At 65.5% G+C, this 20,595-nt stretch carries 13 protein-coding genes, 1 tRNA gene and 3 pseudogenes; 9 read left to right on the top strand and 8 right to left on the bottom strand.

Annotation, left to right across the window (positions count from 1 at the left end; all coding sequences use genetic code 11):
* Nucleotides 1-7: 7 nt before the first annotated feature.
* The 3 genes from ACFV5N_RS06025 to ACFV5N_RS06015 form a co-directional block, all read right to left on the bottom strand.
* Nucleotides 8-1,837, bottom strand: coding sequence for a DUF262 domain-containing protein (locus ACFV5N_RS06025; protein WP_381186342.1), 1,830 nt, complete (start codon nt 1,835-1,837; stop codon nt 8-10).
* A 1,085-nt stretch (nt 1,838-2,922) separates the two neighbouring features.
* Nucleotides 2,923-2,996, bottom strand: a tRNA-Pro gene (locus ACFV5N_RS06020).
* Nucleotides 2,997-3,053: 57 nt separating this feature from the next.
* Nucleotides 3,054-3,983, bottom strand: a complete 930-nt coding sequence (locus ACFV5N_RS06015) for a metallophosphoesterase (RefSeq protein WP_381186339.1) — start codon at nt 3,981-3,983, stop codon at nt 3,054-3,056.
* A gap of 41 nt (nt 3,984-4,024) precedes the next feature.
* Here ACFV5N_RS06015 and ACFV5N_RS06010 point away from each other — a divergent pair, with 41 nt between their 5' ends.
* Complete coding sequence (locus ACFV5N_RS06010; RefSeq protein WP_385594649.1) at nt 4,025-4,489, top strand: GatB/YqeY domain-containing protein; 465 nt, start codon at nt 4,025-4,027, stop codon at nt 4,487-4,489.
* Nucleotides 4,490-4,694: 205 nt separating this feature from the next.
* On the opposite strand, the pseudogene ACFV5N_RS06005 reads toward ACFV5N_RS06010, so the two are convergent.
* Nucleotides 4,695-4,895 (bottom strand): annotated as a pseudogene (locus ACFV5N_RS06005) (transposase); the annotation flags it as partial.
* A gap of 818 nt (nt 4,896-5,713) precedes the next feature.
* On the opposite strand from ACFV5N_RS06005, the gene ACFV5N_RS06000 reads away from it, so the two are divergent.
* From ACFV5N_RS06000 to ACFV5N_RS05990, 3 genes are all read left to right on the top strand, one after another.
* Nucleotides 5,714-6,658 carry a hypothetical protein gene (locus ACFV5N_RS06000; RefSeq protein ID WP_385594646.1) on the top strand — a complete coding sequence of 315 codons (945 nt, stop codon included), beginning with the start codon at nt 5,714-5,716 and terminating at the stop codon, nt 6,656-6,658.
* A gap of 821 nt (nt 6,659-7,479) precedes the next feature.
* Nucleotides 7,480-11,121: a GDSL-type esterase/lipase family protein gene (locus ACFV5N_RS05995; protein ID WP_385594643.1), complete on the top strand. Its 3,642-nt coding sequence runs from the start codon at nt 7,480-7,482 to the stop codon at nt 11,119-11,121.
* A gap of 26 nt (nt 11,122-11,147) precedes the next feature.
* Nucleotides 11,148-11,603, top strand: coding sequence for a hypothetical protein (locus ACFV5N_RS05990; RefSeq protein WP_385594640.1), 456 nt, complete (start codon nt 11,148-11,150; stop codon nt 11,601-11,603).
* A 77-nt stretch (nt 11,604-11,680) separates the two neighbouring features.
* On the opposite strand, the pseudogene ACFV5N_RS05985 reads toward ACFV5N_RS05990, so the two are convergent.
* Nucleotides 11,681-11,913 (bottom strand): annotated as a pseudogene (locus ACFV5N_RS05985) (DUF520 family protein).
* A gap of 137 nt (nt 11,914-12,050) precedes the next feature.
* Between ACFV5N_RS05985 and ACFV5N_RS05980 the strand changes: the two are divergent.
* A pseudogene (locus tag ACFV5N_RS05980) lies at nt 12,051-12,251 on the top strand (leucine zipper domain-containing protein); the annotation flags it as partial.
* 597 nt (nt 12,252-12,848) lie between these two features.
* On the opposite strand, the gene ACFV5N_RS05975 reads toward ACFV5N_RS05980, so the two are convergent.
* The 3 genes from ACFV5N_RS05975 to ACFV5N_RS05965 form a co-directional block, all read right to left on the bottom strand.
* Nucleotides 12,849-13,805, bottom strand: a complete 957-nt coding sequence (locus ACFV5N_RS05975; protein WP_385594637.1) for a hypothetical protein — start codon at nt 13,803-13,805, stop codon at nt 12,849-12,851.
* The gene (locus tag ACFV5N_RS05970; RefSeq protein WP_385594634.1) at nt 13,802-14,296 is read right to left on the bottom strand and encodes a hypothetical protein; all 495 of its coding nucleotides are present in this window, start codon (nt 14,294-14,296) and stop codon (nt 13,802-13,804) included. Before ACFV5N_RS05970 ends, ACFV5N_RS05975 begins: the two co-directional genes overlap by 4 nt.
* 572 nt (nt 14,297-14,868) lie before the next feature.
* A complete protein-coding gene (locus ACFV5N_RS05965; protein WP_385594631.1) occupies nt 14,869-17,142 on the bottom strand; it encodes a transglycosylase domain-containing protein in 2,274 nt (757 codons plus the stop codon).
* Between the two features lie 359 nt (nt 17,143-17,501).
* On the opposite strand from ACFV5N_RS05965, the gene ACFV5N_RS05960 reads away from it, so the two are divergent.
* The 4 genes from ACFV5N_RS05960 (at nt 17,502) to ACFV5N_RS05945 (ending at nt 20,471) form a co-directional block, all read left to right on the top strand.
* Nucleotides 17,502-17,828: a WhiB family transcriptional regulator gene (locus ACFV5N_RS05960; RefSeq protein ID WP_385594628.1), complete on the top strand. Its 327-nt coding sequence runs from the start codon at nt 17,502-17,504 to the stop codon at nt 17,826-17,828.
* Nucleotides 17,829-17,996: 168 nt separating this feature from the next.
* Entirely contained in the window at nt 17,997-18,158 is a 162-nt protein-coding gene (locus tag ACFV5N_RS05955) for a DUF4177 domain-containing protein (RefSeq protein ID WP_106438433.1), read from the top strand.
* Entirely contained in the window at nt 18,155-18,634 is a 480-nt protein-coding gene (locus ACFV5N_RS05950; protein ID WP_385594625.1) for a RidA family protein, read from the top strand. Before ACFV5N_RS05955 ends, ACFV5N_RS05950 begins: the two co-directional genes overlap by 4 nt.
* Nucleotides 18,627-20,471 (top strand): prolyl oligopeptidase family serine peptidase, encoded by a 1,845-nt coding sequence (locus tag ACFV5N_RS05945; protein ID WP_385594622.1) that lies wholly within the window; start codon nt 18,627-18,629, stop codon nt 20,469-20,471. Before ACFV5N_RS05950 ends, ACFV5N_RS05945 begins: the two co-directional genes overlap by 8 nt.
* Nucleotides 20,472-20,595 lie beyond the last annotated feature (124 nt).

Genomic DNA, 20,595 nt, shown 5'->3' with positions numbered 1-20,595 from the left:
ACACCCCTCAGTCGGCGCTGCCGAGCAGATCCTCGGCATGCGGCCAGATCCCCAGGGACAGGGAAGCGAGATACGCGCCCCGGGCACGAATGCGGTGCTCGTCCCAGGAGGCCGTCCAATCGCTGATGCCGGTGTGAGGCGGAGCGCTGAGCAGGGTTCCGTGCGTCAGGCGCAGCAGGCTGTGCTTGCCGAGCCACTGCCGCTTGTCCTCCCAGGCCATGTTGCCCAGGGTGGGGTTCAGACGGGCGGTCACCAGAGTCAGATTGCCCAGTACGTGGACCAGTTCGTCGCGGTCGGCTCCGTCGGACGGATCGCCCGCAAGGGGCGGCCAGTGGTCACGCCAGCTCTGTGGCATCACGTGCTCGATGGTCAGCTTCGCACCGATCTGCTCGCCCACGGGCACGGTGAGCTGTTCGGTGTGGTCGGTGCGCAGCTCGTCCTCCAGCGCTTCCAGGAGGATGCGTACGCTCCGGCGGACCAGGCGGGAGTAGATGGGGTCCTCTTCCAGAGCAGTACGGAACTCGTGGTCGCTCGGCCAATGGCGATGGTGGCCGTGCATCGCCGAGAGCGCCTTGATGATGGCCTCGTCCGCGTGGCCCGGTTGCCGGGCCACCGCCGCGACGAGGTCACGGAAGACGTTGTTGTAGTCCCGGGTGCTGAGGTTGAGCACGGCACGGCGAACGAGGTAACTGTCAATGGCGCGGATCGCCCGCCGTCGGCGCTCCCGCGGCAGTACGGAGTCGTCCAACCCGTAGAGGAAAAGCAGCAGGGGCATCGGAGTGGAGGTCTGGAGGACCTTCATCCGGTACAGGAACCGGCCTTCGACACCGTGCAGCGGATGGTCGTCGATGAGGTCATAGATTTCGGCGTAGCGCGTCAGCTCGGCAAAAACCTCTTCCGTGGGTACCGCCGACGTCAGCAGCCAGCGTTCGAACTCCTTGAACAGGGCGGAAGCGGTGAACTCGAGCTGCGTACGCATGGTGAGCCAGTACGTCAGGAACACGTCGAGGCGGCTTCGGGTGATACGGCCGGTGGTCTGCTCCGAGCGCCACTCGTCCTGGTCGAAGGCAGCCCAGTACGTCTTGTACAGCCGATCGACGTCCGCTCCGGCACGTTCCGCATTGCGGAAGAGCAGATTCTTGATCAGATCTGCTTGCTCCAGCGGCGTACCGCGACTGTTCAACGTCTCGAAGACCACCTGCGCATCGTCATGCTCTTCCAAGTCGATGATCACCAAACGCAGTTGCTCCCGCAACGCCTGCACCAGCGTCCCCAGCCGTTCCTGGGGCTCAGCGGCTTCCGCCAGCCAGGTGTCGATCTCCTGCTGGAAGTAGCTGACGGCTTCGGCGAGCCGTCCTTCGCCCCCTCGGCCGAGCATGACGGCGCGGAACTCGTCACGGTCGGCGTTGGTCGGCCAGACCTTGTAGAGGTGGTCCGGATTCTGACCGCGGTCGAACAGGTCCTCGTCGTTCTCCAGGAACTTGCTCAGCAGCCGGACAGAACGCTCGTGGTTGAGAGATGCCGCCGACAAGCGGGCGGCGAACAGGAGCAGCTGGAGCGTGGTGAGGCGCTGCTGGCCATCGATGACCTGCCGAGTCTCCAGGCTCGATGAGAGGTACGGCGCCTCGTCGAAGACCACCGCTCCGAGAAAGTGAGGTGCCACTGTCTCCCCGGTCAGAGCCGCCTGCTCAGCCCGCTCCACGGTGCGGCGGACGTCCTCCCACAGGGCCGACCAGTTGTCGTCCCGAGTCCACACATACGGTCGCTGGAACAGTGGCACCGTGTAACGCACGTCCCTGCCGAAGATCCTCCGCAGGTCGACCGTGTCCGCTCTCATGGGTCCCCTCCCTCACGTTGAAACTCTTACCGTAGCGATCTTCCTCGTCACTCATCGTCGTGATCCGAGAATTTCAGCAGAACGACTGATCGGTGGAATCGGTAGGTGTCATCGGGGTCGACGGGGCCCGGGGAGCGGTCCGGCTCCCGTTCCGGGGGGTCCTGCCCGAGCATCTGCGGCTCGTTCCCCGGCATTTCTACGCCCGGTCCGACAGGTCGTCCACCAGAAGGTCGAGGGCGACCTCCTCATGGATGTCGGCCGTACCGCGGACCGGCCGGGCCTGGTGGTCGCGAGCTCAGCATGTGCTCGGCGGGCCGTTCCCGCCCGCTCAGCATGTCGTGGAAGGGGAGGACGCCGGCTGGCAGAAATGGGCCAGTCCCGGCTGCCTGCGCTTCTCGGGCACCGTGATCTCGCCGTAGCGGACGCGTGCCTGCTCGGCGAGGAGTTAGAGCAGCGAGACGGCTCGGGGCAGGACCTCCACCGAAATCTCGAAGGCGCTGTGGTCCGTGGTAACAGCGGCGATCACGTCCTCAACATCGCTGATCACCCGGCTGCGCGCCAGCCGGATCCGGTTCCACTCGGGTCGTCCTCACCCGACGCCCTGAGCAGACCGAGGAAGAAGCTCCCCCTTCGCTCGGCCGCCGCACTTCAGGCGGTGCCCCTCGGGCGCACACTGCCGGCTCCGGGTAGAAGCGCCCCGCGTCAGTGATCTCCGCCTGCCCCTTCCCATCCTGCTTGGGCATGGTGATCAGACGCCGCTCCTTGAGCGCGCGGGCGGTGAGAGCGAACTCTGGGCTGTCCGACGTGACGGGGTCGGCTCCCTCGCCGATGCGAGTGAGGAGGGCGAGCTGCAGGTTGTTTAACGGAGACCATCGGTGCATGGCGATCGTCGTACCGCCTGTGATCGGCCTCGCACAACCGTAGGGATGCCCCCCTGTCCCAGCGTGAGCGGCAGGGCGCGGGCTGGACGGCAGGCGGCAGTTCGCTGGGAGTCGGCTCCCAAATGGCTCCCAGAACAGGGCCACAAAGCACATCAGGCCCGGTGCTGATCTCTCAGCACCGGGCCTGACCTGCTGTTTCATCTGTCGGGGTGGCGGGATTTGAACCCACGGCCTCTTCGTCCCGAACGAAGCGCGCTGCCAAGCTGCGCCACACCCCGGTGCAGCGAGGATTACTCTACCCGGCCCGGGGGCATACGCGAAATCTGGTTTCCCGGTCAGCTGTCCCGGGGGGTCAGCGTGAGCAGGGAGGCCTCCGGGGGGCAGGCGAAGCGGACCGGGGTGTAGCGGTTCGTGCCGCAGCCCGCCGAGACGTGGAGGTAGGCGCGTTCGCCCGCCGACTCGTGGGTGGAGAGGCCCTTGACCCGGTCCGGGTCGATGTCGCAGTTGGTGACCAGCGCGCCGTAGAAGGGGACGCACAGCTGGCCGCCGTGGGTGTGGCCGGCCAGGATCAGCGGGTAGCGGTCGGCCGTGAAGGCGTCCAGGACGCGCAGGTACGGGGCGTGCACCACCGCGAGGGAGAGGTCCGCGCCCGGTTCGGGGCCGCCCGCCACCTCGCCGTAGCGGTCGCGCTTGATGTGCGGGTCGTCCAGGCCGGTCAGGGCGATCTCGGCACCCGCGGTCTTGACGCGGCCGCGGGTGTTGGTGAGGTTGACCCAGCCCGCCTCGTCGAAGGCGTCGCGCAGTTCCCACCACGGGTTGCGCGGGACGCCGACGGCCGGGGCGTTGCCGTTGAGGCCGTGCCGGCCCTGGACGCGCTCCACCAGGTAGCGGCCGGGGTTGCGCAGCTTGGGGGCGTAGTAGTCGTTGGAGCCGAAGACGTAGGCGCCCGGGAACTCCATCAGCGGGCCGAGGGCGTCCAGGGTCTCCGGGACGCCCTCGGGGTCGGAGAGGTTGTCCCCGGTGTTGATCACCAGGTCGGGCCGGAGGGCGGCCAGGGACTGGAGCCAGCGCTGCTTCTTGCGCTGGCCGCTGACCATGTGGATGTCGGAGATCTGGAGGAGCCGCAGCGGGCGCATGCCCGGCGGGAGGACCGGGACGGTGACCCGGCGCAGGCGGAAGGACCGGACCTCGTAGCCGGCGGCGTAGGCGAGGGTGGCGGCCCCCAGGGCGGCGATGCCGAGCGGGACGGCGGAGCGAGCACGCATGCGTCCCATCGTAGGCAGGCCCTGCCTGACACAATGATCGCATGACCACGTTGAAGTCCCGGCTCACCGACGATCTGACCGCGGCGATCAAGGAGCGGGATGAGCTGCGCTCCAGCACGCTGCGGCTCGCGCTCACCGCCATCGCCTACGAGGAGACGGCCGGCAAGGAGGCCCGCGAGCTGTCCGACGACGAGGTGCAGAAGGTCGTCGCGCGGGAGGCGAAGAAGCGGCGCGAGGCGGCCGAGGCGTTCGACAAGGGCGGCCGGGCCGAGCAGGCGGAGCGGGAGCGGGCCGAGGGCGAGGTGCTGGCGCAGTATCTGCCGCAGCAGCTGGGGGACGAGGAGCTGGCGGCGATCGTCGCGGAGGCGGTGGCCGAGGCGAAGGCGGGGGGCGCCGAGGGGCCGAAGGCGATGGGCGCCGTGATGAAGATCGTGTCCCCGAAGGTCGCTGGCCGGGCCGAGGGTGGCCGGGTGGCGGCGCTGGTGAAGCGGACCCTGGCGGGCTGAGGCCCGAAGGGCAGCTCCCATTGCCGAGGCCCTGGCGGCGACGGCGTTCTTCTTCGGGATGTTTGTGGTGGGCACCGCGAAGTACTGGCTACGCCCAGTACTGATCCTGGCGCAGTCGCCTCCCTCGCAAGACTTGCACCACCACGCCCCGGAACAAGAAGTCGACCACCCCACGACCCCGCCCTACAGGTTAAGAATCAAGTTAGAGCCCTCCGTGACCACGGCGGTATTCGCCCACCGGCGACAGATCAGCCAGTGGCCTCACCGGCCCATTCCCGCACAAAACCGAATCCGTCAGCTCGGACAGAGCATCCGAACGGGCTGTCAGGCAAGGACAGACCTCGCCCCGGAAGCCTGGCAGTTCGGCCAGCAGCTCTCGCTGGGCATCGTGATGCAGCAGACTCATACTCACGGCCTTCGTGCTGAGCGTGTGTGTTCTTGGCCAGAACACATGCTCAGACGAAGGCCGCTTCCACGTACGGCGGCTACCGGACAGAGTAATCAAGTATGACGTAACGTTCGACGATAGAAGTTAAAAATCAAGCTAGCTGACGTATTTGCGACGCAATACGGCCATCCCCTGGGCAGCCGACGGCGGAGCTTATACGGTGGGGCACGCCCTGATTTGGTCTTGGATTCCCGAACGGGAAAGACTGCACTGTAACTCGCCACTGGATACTTCATTCGGGAGGGGACCGGGAAGTTGAAGGTAAGACCAATAATGAGATGCACTCTGATCGGCGTGCTTTCTTTTGCCGCCCTGGGCGCCCCACAGGCGAATTCTGAGGAGCCTCGAGACAGTGAGACTCAGGCTATTTACTACTTCGAGGACAATTGCGACCACATTAAACGGTGCTTTGCCATATTCTACAACAGCAGATCGAATCTGGGGGAATACCGAAGTCCGTGTTTCTTGACGGATATATCGATGTGGAGTCACGCAGAGGCGTCTGATGATGTGAGATGGGTATTTAATCGGACCGACAATTTTCACTACGGCGACCAGTTCAACCAATGGCCCGCCATTTGTCGGGCCAGTAGCCCTGGATCTGGTCGAAGCGTGAAAAATGACGCCGCGTCTGCGGCGAATTTGGAAACCAGTTACTGCCACACAATTTACTATAACTCAAACTGGGCAGGGCCGTCCCAGCGATTTGCCCCCGGCGGGATGGCGAACCTGAACGCTACCATGAAGAACAACAATGCCAGCAGCAGGAGGACATCGTGCTGAGAAAGGCTGGGTCACTGACTTTGGTTACCAGGGTACTCACCCTGCTGGTGGGGGTTGCCGTGGCGGATGGAATACCGTCCCATCATGCGAGCCACGAGGGATTGTCTCCCGCAGGGGAGCGAGAGAACGCGAAATGGCCCGACGAAACCCCGGCCAGTGGCCTCACCAGGGGCATGGCGCTTCCGCTTGATGCCTATCTCGTCTCTTTCCCGGAAATGGTGGCGGTCGGACAGGCGCGGAATATGGTGGCAAGTGAATGCGTGAGCAGATTTGGACTGAGCTGGTCTCCCGTCGTGGAGCCCGGCGAGTATCCACCGTTCAGTTACAATGCGACGAACATGGTCCGGAGATACGGGCTGGCCGATCTGGAGCACGCCTCGGAGAACGGATACCGGCTTCCCCCTGAGTATCTTGATGAATCTCCCGTCGAGTCGGTGGACCCGGATGTCGACGAAATCCTCAGTGGTGCCGATGACAGTGGTGCTGCGAGCAACTCCTTCAACGAGTTGGACATCCCCGAAGGCGGCTGTCTTCAAGAGGCCGTGAACGAGGTCGGTGAGCTGGACGACTACCTGGCCGAAGAGCTCAGCGCACAGAGCTATGTCGAGGCCGAGCAGATGCCGGCTGTTCAGGAGGCCACGCGGGATTGGTCCTCGTGCATGGCGGACCGTGGGTTCTCCGTGGCGACCGTCTCCGAGGCCGCAGACTTGGGTGCTTCCCTGAGAAGCGGGTCAAAGGCCACAGAGGAAGAAATCGCCCTCGCCGTCTCGGAGGTGGAATGCAAACAGAGCTCCGAATTGGTGGACGCGTGGTTCGCCGAAGAGTGGAGAATTCAGGAGTCCCTGATCGCTGAGCACGAGGAGGCCCTGCAGGGCGCCCGGAGCCGTACCGAGCAGACTCTGGACTGGGTGGTGCGGAGGGTGAAAAGCTCTTCCTGAGCATTTCCGTGAGGAGTGCCCCGAACGAGCTCCCGGATCAGCCCGGACCCTGAACCGCATGATCTGCGGCAGCCCGTGCGGCCCCTGGTAGATGAGCACGGCGGGTGTCTGCACGAGAAGGTTTCTTTGAAGACATAGCGGGATGGAAATCCAGGCCGGGCAAGTATCGCCGGAGAGTGAGAAAGCGTCCTGAACAAGGCCGGGAGATCTTCCTCACGATCTGTGCCATCAGATTGCACGTCGGTGCGATGGATGTGCTCAACATCTGCCTTGCCTTGATGCGACGGCCATCACCATGTGATGTCAACAACGGGCATCGGTTGTGGGCTTGGATGGAGTGCATCTCATGCGTCGAATCCTCATCGATTGTGACGTGTTTGCGCCAAGTCGCGAATATTCCATGTGCAGCTCGCGATGAAAGCTCTACATTGAGCCGAACCCGACGCCATGGTCGGGCTTCTCCTACAAGGGGGCTCATGCGTCACCGACATGTACGAGTGCGGCTTGCAGCAGCACTGTCAACACTGCTGTCATTCAGCCTGGCTGCCACCTTGCTGACGACACTCCCGGCCACGGCCCAGGACCGAGAGGCGGAAACTTCAGAATCCCCGCCGCATGGCTTCAGTGTCCCCGGGGACGTTCCCGTCCCTGACGAAATTCCCATAGCGGAGCGCGATCAGGCGTTGGGCCATGGATGGGAAACTTCTGCCGACCGTGCATGGGCAACTTCCGGCGATGCCGATGGATTGCACATTCTAGTCGCCGATCGCAGTGAAGGATACTCCTGGCACACCGTTGCGACACTATCAGAGCCGGGATTCATGGCTGATGCCTGGATCGGAAATGCCTGTGTGACAGGTAGTGGTGACTGGATGGTAGTGGCATACGCGCCGCGCGTCTTCATGAACGATGAAGTCCTCATGCAACGTGGCGCGTTCACTGCCATAGTGGACCTGAACAGTGGAGGAGTGACGAAATTAGCTGTTCAATCCTCTTTGGCCTACTTCAATCCAGGGTGCGGGACCGACGAGACCGCCGTACTGACACAGTCGCGTGGAACGGAAATGTCGGAGACCCGGCTGTTCCACCTGGACGCGCAGTCAGGCGTGCTGGGAGACGCGATCGATATTCCGGCCCAGGTGACCTCCGCAGTCCCCGTGCGTGGCGGGATCGTCGCCGCGGACGGGGCCCGGCTCGTTGCCATCAGCCCCGACGGTGAAAGAACCGAACTGGTCAGAACCACTCACGTCCCCTTTGACGTCAGGCCGGACCGCGATGGCGGGGTGGTATTCGTGGACCGCGAGGCGAACCGCGACACGGACCAGGTGCCCACGGCATCGATCACACGGCTGGAAGCCCGGTACATCGACCGCCCTCAGAGCGATCAGGCAAGAGTGACCTCGCTGGCCGAGGGGCCCATGACGAACCTTGGTCTGACGGGCGGCGGCGGCACCGTCTTCATCATGGGGAACCCCGATCGGGTGGACGAGGGACTGCCGGGCTCCGTGCGGTTCGTGCGGGACACCCCTTTGGGCTCGACGGTGACCACAGGCGGCGCGGCACTGGTCACGCAGGTGGAGTGGGCGGACGGTCAAGGCTCAGGAGTCGCCTTGGAATCGACCGAGGCCCGTCCGGTCGTGATCGGCGTGCTGGACGTCTCGACGCAGGAGGAGAGTCGTTTCGCGGTGCTTCCCTCGGCAGGCCCTGGGCAGCATGAAGGTGAGGGGAGAGAGATATCCCCCCTGCTGCCCTCGGTAGAGCAAAAAGCGCCGCCGGCTGCGGCGGAGAACGCGGTGGACGCATCGTCCGATCATTTGAGACACCAGATTGTGGAAGATGATCGGTACTGCGCCGTACCTCGCAACGATCCACGCAGTCAACCTGTTCAGCCGAAACCTCGGCAGGTGGAATGGGCGGTGAATCGAGCTGTTCTGGGCCAGCTGGACCAATACATCTCCCGGCCGGCCAACTGGAAGAATCATGGTATGCCCGCATACCAACCACAAACCCTCTTTCCTTCTCTGCCGCTTGATGGGGGAGGCTATGTCCCCCATCAAGTCCTTCTTGGCGTCGCGGCTCAAGAGTCGAATATGCGGCAGTCGTCCTGGCATGTGATGCCAGGAGTGAGTGGTAACCCCCTGATCGGCAACTTTTATGGTCGGGATGTCGCTCAAGACGGATCAAGTGACTGGGGTATCAACTGGGCAGACGCTGACTGCGGTTACGGAGTCATGCAGGTCACGGACCACATGCGTATGGCGGGGCGGGAACACGGCGGACTTCCGGCCTGGCCGTATGAAAAGCAGCGAGCTGTTGCTCTGGACTACACCGTCAACGTTGCGGCCGGCCTCCAGATCCTTCAGGACAAGTGGAACCAGACCCGCGGTGAAGGCCTGATTGTCAACAATGGAAGTTCCGCCAGGCCGGAGAACTGGTTCTTCGCTCTGTGGGCCTATAACAGTGGCTTCTACCCGCGTTCCGATGCGGGCTCAAATGGTGGGGCGTGGGGCGTCGGGTGGGCGAACAACCCGGCGAACCCGTACTGGAAGCCGAATCGTACCCCATTCATGGATGACGGGAACGGATATCCGAACTACAAGGACGCGGCCACGCCGCAGTACTGGCCATATCAAGAGAAGGTGCTGGGTTTCGCCGCCTACCCACCGGAGTTGCTTGAGGCCCCCAACACGCCGGTGTCCGCGTACCGCCAGGCGAACTGGAATCCCAGCAATGGGTTCAGCGCAGAAAGGAATCGCGCCAGGATCAAGCCTCCCGTCGATCTGTTCTGCGACCCCGGCGTGAACAAGTGCCACGCGGAGAACCTGCACGAGGGATCGAAGAACGATGAGAACGGCCCGTGTCAGAGTCGCGGGTCGGACGGCCGTATAGACCACAAATGCTGGTGGAACGGGCCTGCGGTCTGGAAAGAGGACTGTGCCGTGTCGTGCGGATACGACTTCCGTCGCTTTCCCGATGGTTGGGCCGAAGAACCTGATGGCACGGCATACCCACCCAATTGCGGTGTCGAGGGACTTCCCTCCAACGCACTGGTCATCGATGTTCAGCCCAACTCCGTGCCCTCCACGAGGCCAGGGTGTTCTCGTTCGTCTTGGGTCAATGCCGGATCCTTTACGATGGACTTTGGGGCGGGTGAGATATCCAACGGTGTGCGAACCTGGCCATCCAAGATTGACTTCCATCAGATTGGTGGAGGATTTGGCGGTCACTTTTTCCTCGGCCATACGAGAGAAGCGGGATCGGCCACGGGTGAGCGACTCAAGGCGACCGGGAGATGGGAGATGAATCGCCAACTTTCCGGTTGGGCCAGAGTCATGGTGCACATACCCGACCACGGTGCCCATACACAACAGGCGAAATATGTAATCTACAATGGAACGAAACTTCTCGGAACGCGTTACATTCCGACGCGTTATCGGGCGCACACGTGGGTGAACCTCGGGGTCTTTGATTTCAGCGGGGGCGGGTTTCCCAGAGTAGAACTCGCCAACGTCACGGATGACGGCACGGGCGCCGACAGTATCGCCTGGGATTCCGTTGCATTTGTGCCCATGACAAAAAAGCCCGATCATTTCATCGTCGCCATGGGTGATTCGTACTCCTCCGGAGAGGGGGCCGGCGACTATTCGGTAGTCAGCGACAACAATAGGGCGAGCCAGAACTCCTGGAATGGTTGCCGGCGGAGTGACAATGCCTGGGCAAGAAAGGCGACACTGCGAGGACAGTCGCAGAACATCGGAATTCTGGCAGATCGGAATGATCCAGATCTCGACTTCCAGTTCATCGCCTGCTCCGGAGCCCGTGCGTCACAAATGCAATCCGGTGACCCCCTGACGTGGGGATGGGACGGTCAGTTCCGGGAGAAATCGCAAGTCGATTCCGGCGTGCTGGACGAGAACACCACACTCGTTGCCCTGACCCTCGGCGGTAACGATGCGAACTTTTCCACCGTCGTTCAGGACTGCGTCACTCCCTTCAGTACGTGCACGGATTCGGAGCTGATGCGACAGTATATTCGCCAGGCGGTCCCGAACACAAAGGAAACGATCCGGCAGATCCATCGGAAAGCTCCCAACGCTCAGATCCGTGTGCTCGGCTACCCTCGGCTCTTCAGCGCCGAGAATGGGTGCATCTGGCTCAATTCGGAAAACAAAAACCGACTGAATGATGCCGCAGACTACATGACCGAGATCCAGGGCGACATGGTGGTGGATCTTCTCATGGACGAGGGCATCCCCGTCTCGTTCTTCTCTCCGGACACAAGATTCGAAGGGAACCGGGCCTGCGACAATCCTGAAGGGATCCATGAAGTGGTGCGGGCTCAGAAAGGTGAAGGCGACAACCAATGTTTCGACTCGAACACTTTCTGCATCAGCCGGGAAAGCTTTCACCCCAAGAACCTCGGCACAACCATCTATGGAAGGGTATTTGAGGAGACACTCTGATGCCTGCGGACAGAGGTCTGTCGAGCTTGGAGATCCTGCTCCGGATCGCCTTCGCCGGGATTCTTCTCCTGGCGATGGCGGCAGCGGGGCTGCTGATCCATCTTGACCGGGCCAACGACCGGAGTGAGAAGGAAGCCTTCGAAGCCGCGGCAGAACTGGCCCAGCGCTATGTCGCAGACGTTGTCGACCTGGCCGCTGCTGAAGGGTTTCCTCAGGACGCGGAAGAGCTCGATGCGGTGTCCGTGCCTGCGACGTTCATGCATCACTTCTCCCGTGATGGCGACCAGGCGGTGCTCGTGCTCATGGTTAGCGGCTCCTACGAAAGGGCCGTCAATCCGTTCGCGGGAAGCGTGACGCGGTGCTTCCGGACGGTCTTCTCCGGGCTGGACGGCACGAGCGGAGACCGGGAGATGCGGGTGGACACTCAGTCCCACCCCATGGGCCCCTGCCCGGAGTCCTGGCTGATTCCGCCTGATCAGTAAGCGCTGTGCACCGATGCCCCTCCGTGGCTGTCCTGTGCGAGGACAGCCACGGGGCGGCCGGGCGGCCTGGGAGCCGCTCATCGGTAGTTGACGAACTGGACCGCGAAGTCGAAGTCCTTACTCCTTCACGCCGCTGCACCTCCTGGAGGGCGTCCCGGCTCTTGGAGGAGACCCGCAGCTCCTCACCCTGCACCTGCGCCTTGACCCCCTTGGGGCCCTCGTCGCGGATCAGCTTGGCGGCCTGGTTGAGGGCGTTGTCGACCTCCTGCCGGTCGACCTTCGAAACAATGTCGAAACTGGAGTCGGCCATGGTCTCACTGGCCCCCGAGGGCTAGGTGTGTTGTCCCGGGACGTTGGTGACACGCGTGTTGGGGTACTTGAACAGGTGAGGGCCTTCTGGGTTCGGTGGGGATTGCGAGATCTACCGCCGACTGCCAAGAGGCCCTTATGTCCCACCGTAATGCCCCGCTGACACCGACAGGACGGCTGCGGCTGGCCCGGTGTGTCGTCGAAGACGGCTGGCCACTACGGCGGACCGCCGAACGTTTCCAGGTCAGCCACACGACCGCCTCCCGCTGGGCCGGCCGCTACCGGCACCGGGGCGAGGCCGGGATGCGCGACCGCTCCGACCGCCCGCACCGCCAGCCCGGGTTGTAGTAGGACAGGGACGAGTTGACCGGCAGGTGGCGTATCCGGCCGCTGTCGACGTCCACCACAGCGGAGAAGGCACCGCGCGACATCAGCACGGAACATTGGTGGAGGTCCGGGGGCGTACACGACCACCGCCCAGTCACCCGAACCGGTCACACAGGTCGAGCCGATCCAGGCGTCGGTGTCGAACCCCGCTGGACGAGTGTCGCGCCGGTCCGCCACCGGCAGATGAAATCCCGCCGCGTTGCCGGCGGTGGTCCACAACCGGTCATCCGACTCCTCCCACTCCTCTCCCAGCAGTTCGGCGAGCGCGTCCGGAGCCACGGCGGCCGGGCCAAGGCCCGACCCTGGCGCCGGCTCCTCGGCCGGGACCGCGGTCTGAAGGGAATCCCAGACCTCACCAGCCGAGGTGGGCGCGTCGTTCGTGTGCGAGACGGGATCCTGTAACAGGCCGACGAACAGAAATGCCGTGAGGTCTCCTGCCTCCCATACATGAATCCTGGGACATCTTTTTCTCGGACAGTCCATCCGAAGACTCTTTCAGCACATGCGTCCGGGCCCCTTCGGTTGTACCGAAAGGGCCCGGACACCACGTCATCGGATAGCTTCAGCTGCCGTCAGAACGGAGACGTTGCGCTCGCGCTCGCGCTCCAGTTCCGGATGATTCTCCTCGATCAGCCGCTCCTGGATTTCGGATTCCACCGAGAACCAGACCGACACCAGACCCGTCCTCTCCTTGCAGCCGATGTCCGTCACCGCGACCTCCTGCGGAGTGGAGCCGGTGACGACTTCGGGAGCCCGGTAGGGATGATCGACGTCATAGCCCTGCTCCCCCATGCACACCGACCAGTCGTCTAGCGCGGTGATGACATCGGGGTGTTCCGCCGCAGCCAGTATGGCCTGACCTGCCAGTTCATTGGCGAGAGTCTCGTCGAGTTCGCCGACCACACGGGCCGACTCCCCGACGCATCCGCCGTCCGGAACTTCAATCCCGTCGATGTCCCGCACGGCCGCGTTTTCGGCGTCGATGCCGTACATCACGGTGAATTCAACATCGCTGCGGGGCGCCGCCGCTGGTTCGCCATCGGGAACGGGAAGGTCGTATCCGTGGCTGCGGGCCGCCTCCAGATCCGTGATCCCGTACCGGCGCGGTGTGTTCATGGAGTTGTAGGGGAGCCCGGAATGAACGAAAAGCTCCGGGGTGACCCATGCCAGGCCGCGCTCCGCCAGACAGGACCGTTCGATCTCCCGCCTGGCCGCGCTCTCCGCGACGACATCCTGATAACTGAGGAGATAGTCCTCCAGAGGCAACCGCAAACCCTCGGCGAGCCCCGAAGCGGCCACGGCGGCGGGCCGGCCCTCGTGCAGCAACCGCAGCGCTGGCCCCGCCGCACCGCCGGGATCCGCCGCACCGGAGCCGCGGTCGTTCGCCGCCACACCCACCGCGGTACCCGTCGCCAGGACCAGCGCCAGACCCAGAACGAGGGGAAGACGGCGGGTGGATCCAGCCGCTGGCTGGGACAGCGTACGGCCCGATTCGTCGATGGTCACCCGCATCCCCCTTGCGCATAGGTAGAATTGTTCTTTCTCAGCACACCGGAGTTAAGTGCACCGACCGCGCCGATACCCAGCATCTGGGAATGTCCCTGCCCGGAGGTTCCCGCATAAATCTGATGTGCTTTGCAATCCACGTTGCGATAGGAGGCAACGGCGGCGGAAAGCGCATAGCCGTTACCCTCGACATGACCGCAGCCGTATCCATTGAGGTCGGCCCGGAACACATAGCGAACAATTTCCGTGCCCTGAATCACCCCCCAGTGGTTGGGGATACTGCTCCTGTTGGTGACGTGACAGGAGCCGGTGGCGGTCCTGGTGGTGGAGTTGTACGGGCCATAGTGCAGACGCAGGCAGTAGCGATTGTTTGCGCTTCCGCAGGTGTCGCCGACATAGCTCGTGGCCTGCGGAACGACAACATCGTCTGTCTTCTCCTCCGCATTCGAGGCCGACCCGGTGGAAAAGGCCATCGCCAGCGCGGCGACCACCGCGGCACACCGCGTTTTCCGTCTTGTGCTTGCCAAGCTTCCTCCCTCGGTCATCTTCAGCCAGGGAGGCTACTCACCGCACGGCATCCCGACCAGATGCGGGCACCAATACGTCGCTATGGCGACATCCCCCGGGAATCTACACCGGGCCCCCAGAACCTCGACACAACCCAATGACGCAATTGCGCCATCTCGCCGGTTCACTTAATGCCGTTTGTCATAATTTTTGGCGGTTGCCTGTCCTTAAAGAAGGAGTTATCTTGCAGATCTCCGTGCACCGTTCAGCCCTTGGGGGGGGTCATGCCCGGAACAGATATCGACGATATTGATCTGCGTATTCTTGTACTCCTCTATGAGGGATACGCGGACGCAGCGGTTGCACGCAAAGTAGGCCTCGCCCACCGCTCGGTACAACGTCGGGTCAAAAAGCTGATGACGAGACTTAATGCCCAGGGAAGGCTCGCGCTCGGTGTCGAGGCGGAACGTCTAGGCCTCCTGAGATCCCCCTGACGGAAAACAGCGAAGGGGCGGACCGGAGGATCCCGGTCTGCCCCTTCGTCGTGCGGCGTCACTCAGCGGTCGCGGCCCCAGCCGTTGCCCGGGCGGTTGTCGCCCCAGTCGAAGTCGCCCCAGTCACCGAGGTCGATGTCGGGGGTGTCGTCGTCGCGGTCGTCGTCCCGGTCGCGATCGCGGTCCCGGTCGTCGTCCTTCTTGTCGTCCTTCTTGTCGTCCTTCTTGTCGTCCTTCTTGTCGTCGTTCCCGCGCGGCACGTCCACCTCGTGGAACGTCGAGGCGGGGACGCCCGCCAGCGCACCGGTCATCGCCTGCCGCCAGATCGGCCCGGCGACGCTGCCGCCGCCGGCCTTCTCCCAGAACTTGCCGGCAATCGTGATGTTCTCCATCGGCGGCAGCGTCGCGTCACCGCCGACCCGGACCGCGGTGGCCAGCTCGGGGGTGTAGCCGACGAACCACACGTTCTGCCGGTTCTCCGTGGTACCGGTCTTGCCGGCGTTCTCCCGGTCCGTCAGTCCGGCGGTCTGGCCGGTGCCGTCCTCGACCACCCCGCGCAGCATCATGTTGACGGTGTCGGCGGTTTGTTCCGACATCACCTGGGTGCAGTCGGCGTCCGGGACATCCAACTCCTGACCGTTGCTGTCGGTCACCGACAGGATGGCCACCGGCTTGCAGTACGTCCCCCGGTTGGCGAAGGTCGCGTACGCGTTGGCCATCATCAGAGGCGTCGTCTCGGTGGTGCCGAGGGTGACCGAGGGGTGGGCGGGCAGCGAGGAGTCATTGCCCTGGGTCACGCCCATCGCACCGGCCAGGGTGATCGTCTCGCACAGCCCGGCCTCCCGCTCCAGATCAACGAAGTAGGTGTTGACGGACTGGGCCAGGGCCTCAGACATGTCCCAGGTGCCCTTCATGTCCTCCCGCTCGTTCTGCACCGACCACTCCGCGTCCGACGCGGACCCCAGCGACACGTTCTCGCAATTGCGGAAGTCGCTCATCGCGAACGTCTCCTTGCGATCGGAGGTGTACGTGTGTGCTGGGGAGATGCCCTTCTCCAGTGCCGCCGCCGCCGTGATCGGCTTGAACGTCGATCCGGGCTGGAAACCGGACGTGCTGCCGCCCATCGCGTTGGAGACGTTGAGGTTGAGCGTGGTCTCGTGCGCCGTGACGTCCAGGCCGTAGGGCCGGGACTGCGCCATGGAGAGGATGTGGCCGGTGCCTGGCTGGACCTGGACGACGGCCGCGGTCACCTCGTCGTCCGCGTACGCGCCGTCCTTGGCCGCCTGGGCCGCCGCCGCCTGGGCGGTGGGGTCCAGGGTGGTGCGCACCCGCAGGCCGCCGAGGCGCCACAGTTCGCTGCGCTCCTCCTCGGTCTCGCCGAAGGCGGGGTTGTTCAGGATCTCCTTGCGCACGTAGTCGCAGAAGAAGCCGGCGTCGTGGACGGCGGTGATGCAGCCGTTCTGCGGGCGGCTGATGTCGAGGCCGAGGTCCAGGGCCTTGGCCTCGTCGGCCTCGGCGCGGGTGATGTCCTCGGATTCGACCATCTTCTCCAGGACGACGTTGCGCCGGTTGACCGCCTTGTCGGGCGAGTTCACGGGGTCGTACGCGCTGGGGGACTGGACGAGCCCGGCGAGCAGCGCGGCCTCGTGCAGTTCCAGGTCGGCGGCGGACTTGGAGAAGTACCGCTGGGAGGCGGCCTCGACGCCGTACGCCTGCTGTCCGAAGTAGGTGATATTGAGGTAGTTGGTAAGGATTTCGTCCTTGGTGAGTTCCTGTTCCAGCTGGATGGCGAACTTCATCTCGCGGATCTTGCGGCCCATGCCCTCGGCGCCGCTCTGGGCGGTGGCCTCGGCCACCGCCTCCGCGTCGTCGCCCGCCTGCTCGACGAAGACGTTCTTGACGTACTGCTGCGTGAGGGTCGAGGCGCCCTCCTGGACGCCGCCGGAGGTCACGTTGCGGTTCAGGGCCCGCAGGATGCCCTTCATGTCGATCGCGCCGTGCTCGTAGAAGCGCGCGTCCTCGACCGCCACCAGCGCCTGGCGGACGTACGGACCCATCTCGTCCGCCTCGATCACCGTGCGGTAACGGGAGTACACCTCCGCGATCTTGTTGCCCTCGACGTCGAGGATGAGCGTGCTCTGGCTCAGCGGTGGCCGCGTCAGCTCGCTCGGGATCTCGTCGAAGGTCTGCACCATCCCCTTGGCCGCCAGCCCCAGGGTGCCGACGGCCGGCAGTGCCAGCCCCGCCAGCACGGCCCCGGACAGCACGCTGACCCCGAGGAACTTGGCCGCCTGCTGTGTCGTGCTCAGTCCGCCTCCCGGGCGCTTCCTACCCATGGAGCAAGCGTAAGCGGTCGAACGCCGGACAGATGGCCGGGCGTTCGTTAGGCTGCTGTGCACCGGGCCGGGGGGAACCGTCAAGCGATCTTCACTCGTGTGAGTGAGACGCGCATATCGCTCTTGTCATATGCCCGCAGATTTTGCTATTTGCGCATCCCTCCAAAATGCCGATCTTGTTCGGCATTCACTCACGTGGGTGATGAGGGAACTCCCCTAGTCCGAACGGGCCATTCAAGATGGGGCCCTCTGGGGGTGTTGCGCTCCCGCCGCCTTCCGTAACGTCCTCAACCGGCGAGGGTGAATATGCCACTCGCCGCCGTGGGGGAGCCTCGATTCGGGAGAGGACGGCACCGGTCATGAGCTGGGTAACCGACTGGAGCGCGCAGGCCGCCTGCCGCACCACAGATCCGGACGAACTGTTCGTGCAGGGCGCGGCGCAGAACCGCGCGAAAGCGGTGTGCACCGGCTGCCCGGTACGCACCGAATGCCTCGCGGACGCACTCGACAACCGCGTGGAATTCGGCGTCTGGGGCGGCATGACCGAAAGGGAACGACGCGCGCTGCTGCGTCGCCGTCCCACGGTCACGTCCTGGCGCAGGCTGCTGGAAACAGCCCGCTGTGAGTACGAGAACGCGTACGAGAACGCCTACGACAGTGACGGGGGTTACGCGGCAGCCGGTTAGGGCCGCCGGTGTGGCTTCCGATGGGCAGTCTGCCCGGTGCGATGATCGACAATCCTCTCCGGACCACACAGCGGGGACTTTTTTCCGGACCCCGGCCCGGCGGCCCGCCCCCCGGGCGCACGCCGGGCCGCCCCCCGCCCGGTCGTTAGAGTGGGCGCCATGACGACCGTGACCAAGTGGGAATACGCGACCGCGCCGTTGCTGGTGCACGCGACCAAGCAGATCCTCGACACCTGGGGCGAGGACGGCTGGGAGCTGGTGCAGGTGCTCCAGAACCCCGCCAACCCCGAGCAGCTGGTGGCGTACTTCAAGCGCGAGAAGACCCAGTGAGCGCCGGGCGCGTGGCGGCCCGGCTCGCCGAGCTGGGGATCACCCTGCCGCCGGTGCCCGCCCCGGCCGGGGTGTACGTACCGGCACTGCGCTCGGGCCGTTACATCCACACCTCGGGCCAGGTGCCGCTGGTGGACGGCGCGCTGCCGCGCACCGGCAAGGTGGGCGCCGAGGTCAGCCCCGAGGACGCCAAGGAGCTGGCCCGGATCTGCGCGCTCAACGCGCTGGCCGCCGTCGAGTCGGTGGCCGGCAGCCTGGACCGCGTGGTCCGGGTGGTGAAGGTCGTCGGCTTCGTCGCCTCCGACCCGTCCTTCACCGGCCAGCCCGGCGTCATCAACGGCGCCAGCGAGCTGCTCGGCGAGGTCCTGGGCGAGGCCGGCCGGCACGCGCGCAGCGCGGTCGGGGTCGCCGTCCTGCCGCTGGACGCCCCGGTCGAGGTCGAGATCCAGGTCGAGATCGAGGGCGGCGATGACTGAGCGGCCGGAGCACCCGCACGCGCAGGACGGCCCGGACGGCCACGGCGAGGACGTCACCCTCCCCGACTGGGAACGGCGGTTCCGCGCCCCGCGCGTCAGCCTCCCCCAGTGGGCGCTGGACGCCCCCCACCGGTCGCTGTTCATCTCCAACGCCACCGGCACCTTCGAGCTGTACACCTGGGACCGCGCCACCGGGGAGCGGCGGCAGGCCACCGACCGCCCCAACGGCACCGTCCACGGCACGCTCAGCCCGGACGGCGAGCACGTGTGGTGGTTCGCCGACAGCGACGGCGACGAGTTCGGCGTCTGGCGCCGCCAGCCGTTCGCCGGCGGCCCGCACGAGGAGGCCGTACCGGGCCTGGAGCCCGCGTACTCGGCCGGTCTCGCGCTCGGCCGGGACGGCACCGTCGTGGTGGGCCGGATGACCGAGGAGGTCGGCACCACGATCCACGTGGCGCGCCCCGGCGACTCCGGCCCGGTGGAGATCTACCGGCACCGCGAGTCGGCGGGCGTCGGCGACCTCTCGCACGACGGCACCCTGCTGGCCATCGAGCACACCGAGCACGGCGACGCGATGCACTCGGCGATCCGCGTGGTCCGCCTCGACGGCACCCCGGTCGCCGAGCTGGACGACACCGAGGCCGGCACCAAGGACCTCGGTCTGTCCGTGCTCGGCTTCGCGCCGGTGGACGGCGACAGCCGGCTGCTGGTCGGCCACCAGCGGCACGGCCGCTGGGAGCTGCTGATCTGGGACCCGCTCACCGGCGAGCAGCGCGAGCTGGCCTGCGAGCTGCCGGGCGAGGTCGGCGCCGAGTGGTACGCGGACGGCTCGGGCGTGCTCATCGAGCACGACTACCGGGCCCGCAGCGAGCTGTGGCGCGCGGACGTCGACGGGCACACCCTCGGCGAGCTGGTCCGGGTGCCCACCCCGGCCGGCTCGGTGGCGGGCGCCACCGCGCGCCCGGACGGGTCGGTGGAGTTCCTGTGGTCCTCGGCCGCGGAGCCGCCGCGCGTGCAGTCCAGCACGGGCGCCACCGTCCTGGACCCGCCCGGTGACCCGGCGCCCCCGTCGCTGCCGGTGCAGGACGTGTGGGTGGACGGACCGGGCGGCGCCGTGCACGCGCTGGTGCAGCGCCCGGCGGAGGGCGAGGGCCCGTTCCCGACGGTCTTCGACATCCACGGCGGCCCGACCCACCACGACAGCGACGCGTTCGCCGCGGCCCCGGCCGCCTGGCTCGACCACGGCTTCGCGGTCGTCCGGGTCAACTACCGGGGATCGACGGGGTACGGCCGGGAGTGGACGGACGCCCTGCGGCACCGCATCGGCCTGATCGAGCTGGAGGACATCGCCGCCGTCCGCGAGTGGTGTGTGGAGACCGGCCTGGCCGACCCGGAGCGGCTGGTGCTCACCGGCGGCTCGTGGGGCGGCTACCTCACCCTGCTGGGCCTCGGGGTCCAGCCCGGGCTGTGGACGGTCGGGGTCGCGGCGGTCCCGGTGGCCGACTACGTCACCGCCTACCACGACGAGATGGAGGCGCTGAAGGCGATGGACCGCACGCTCCTGGGCGGCACGCCCGAGGAGCAGCCCGAGCGGTGGCGAGACTCGTCGCCGATCACGTACGTGGACCGGGTGACGGCGCCGGTGTACATCTCGGCGGGCGTCAACGACCCGCGCTGCCCGATCCGGCAGATCGAGAACTACGTCGACCGGCTGAAGGAGCGCGGCGCCCCCCACGAGGTGTACCGGTACGACGCCGGGCACGGCTCGCTGGTGGTGGAGGAGCGGATCAAACAGACGCGGATGGAGATCGAGTTCGCCCTGCGTCATCTTCCGTAGCCGGGGCCCCGCCCGCGGCCGGTACGGCGGCGGGCGTCCCGGGCTCGTCGAGGCGCCACCGCGGCGAGCCCGGGGGGCCCAACTCGCGGGGGGAGATTCCGGCACACAATGCTAGGCCGGATGG

The organism is Streptomyces sp. NPDC059853, assembly GCF_042731495.1.
Taxonomy (GTDB): domain Bacteria; phylum Actinomycetota; class Actinomycetes; order Streptomycetales; family Streptomycetaceae; genus Streptomyces.
The sequence above is the reverse complement of the archived record's forward strand: the minus strand, read 5'-3'. Positions and strand labels throughout refer to the sequence as shown.